Source organism: Roseomonas rosulenta (genome assembly GCF_016106005.1).
GTDB classification, from domain to species: Bacteria; Pseudomonadota; Alphaproteobacteria; order Acetobacterales; family Acetobacteraceae; genus Neoroseomonas; species Neoroseomonas rosulenta.
In genome coordinates, this window is record NZ_JACADR010000490.1 from 1 (window position 1) to 1,718 (window position 1,718).

Annotated in this window: 3 protein-coding genes and 1 pseudogene; 3 read left to right on the top strand and 1 reads right to left on the bottom strand. The window is 75.3% G+C overall.

Features of this window, described 5'->3' with window-relative positions:
* On the bottom strand, positions 1 to 445 hold a 445-nt coding region (locus HW578_RS26175; RefSeq protein WP_232479312.1), incomplete at its 3' end, for a heavy-metal-associated domain-containing protein.
* A gap of 87 nt (positions 446 to 532) precedes the next feature.
* Between HW578_RS26175 and HW578_RS26180 the strand changes: the two genes are divergently transcribed.
* The 3 genes and pseudogenes from HW578_RS26180 to HW578_RS26190 form a co-directional block, all read left to right on the top strand.
* The gene (locus HW578_RS26180; RefSeq protein ID WP_198373638.1) at positions 533 to 916 is read left to right on the top strand and encodes a hypothetical protein; all 384 of its coding nucleotides are present in this window, start codon (positions 533 to 535) and stop codon (positions 914 to 916) included.
* A gap of 11 nt (positions 917 to 927) precedes the next feature.
* Positions 928 to 1,293 (top strand): hypothetical protein, encoded by a 366-nt coding sequence (locus tag HW578_RS26185; protein WP_198373639.1) that lies wholly within the window; start codon positions 928 to 930, stop codon positions 1,291 to 1,293.
* Between the two features lie 49 nt (positions 1,294 to 1,342).
* A pseudogene (locus HW578_RS26190) lies at positions 1,343 to 1,718 on the top strand (trypsin-like peptidase domain-containing protein); the annotation flags it as partial.

Here is a 1,718-nt window from a genome sequence, read left to right on the forward strand (position 1 = left end):
CTTCCGATTTGGGGGCCCGGTCCGACGCGCCCAGGCGATAGCCGGCGCGCCCCAGCGCCGCGGCCAGCGCCGCCTCCGGCCTGCCGGCCAGCACGCGCAGATGGGCACGCTCGGTCGCCAGGTTCACCTGCACGGCCAGGACGCCGGGCACCCGCGCCAGGGCGCGTTCCACCCGCGCGACGCAGGACGCGCAGGTCATGCCGCCCACGGCCAGGTCGAAGGTCGCCTCCGGCACGCTGTAGCCCGCGCCCGCCACCGCCGCGGCCAGCGCGGCCACCGGGGCGGTGCCGGTCACCTCCGCCAGGCCCGAGGCCGGGTTCACCTCGGCCGCGGCCACCCCCGGCACCGCCAGCAGGGCGCGCCGTACGCGGCCGGCGCAGGCAGCGCAGGTCATGCCCGCGATGGGCAGCAGCAGGCGCGGTTCGGGCATTGGGGCTTCGGGCATGGCCATTCCCATGTGGGGTCTGCCACGATGGGAAGGTCAAGTCGTCGCGATTGACAGCCAAGTCCCTGATCGCGACATGGTGAGGGCATGCGGTTCACCTCCTTCCTGGTCCTGATCCCGGCGCTGTTGCCCCCGGCGCCGGCGCTGGCGCAGCTCCAACCGGTGCGCGTGATGAACGCCGCGCCGGTCTCGGCGACGGGCCTGTTCCTCGCGCCGGTCGGCACGTCCGGCTGGGGGGCGAACCTGCTGGCCGGGATGACGCTGCAGCCGCAGGGCATGATGTCGGTGCAACTCGGCGAGGGCAGCGGCTGCCGGTTCGATGTCCGGCTCGTGCTGCGCGACGGGCGCGAGGCATTGCGCCGCGACGTGGACCTCTGCACCGAGCGGGTCGTGACGATGGCGCCCGATCCGGCGACGGCGCCCGCAGCCGCGCCGCCGCCACCGCCCGGCCCGGCGCGGGGCCGGCCGTGAGGAGCCGCGGGATGCTGTCGCTGTTGGTGGTGACCGGCATTCTGGCCGGCCCGGCGGCGCATGCGCAGAACGAGCCTGTGCGCTTCGTCAACCGCGCCGCGCAACCGGCCACCGCGCTGCACGTGACGCGCACCGGCAACAGCGCCTGGAGCGCCAACCTGCTCAATCGCGGGCCTTTGCCGGCGGGCCAGTTCCTCGCCGTGCGCCTGGGCGAGGGTGCGGGATGCCGGCTCGACATTCGCCTGGTGCTGCAGGATGGCACCGAGATCCAGCGCCAGAATGCGGATGTCTGCACCACGCGCTCGGTCGAGCTCGCGCCCGCGGCGGCAACCGGCGACCAGCCGCCGCCCGCGGCCGCGCCACAGCCGCGGTCCTGACGCGCCCTGGCCCATGCGCGCGATTGACTCGCCTGCAGGCGGCACCGACATGATGTGGCCGATGGCGCCCTTCCTGATCCTCGCCGCGCTGCTGCCGGTCCTCGCCGCCACGCCGGCGCAGGCGCAGAGCGAGCCCTTCCGCGTGGTCAACCGCACCGCCACGCCGGCCACGGCACTGCATGCCGTGCGCACCGGCCGGCCGGACTGGGGTGGCAACCTGCTGAATCGCGGCCCGCTCGCGCCTGGCGACGTCTTCGCGCTGCGGCCGTCGGAGAATGCGGGCTGCCGCTTCGACCTCCGGATGGTGCTGGAGACCGGGCAGGAAGTGGTCCGCCGCAACGCGGATATCTGCGCCGAGCGCACCGTGGCCATGACTCTCGCCCCGGGCGCCGCGCCGCCGGCCGCGACGCAGCGCGTCCCCGCGC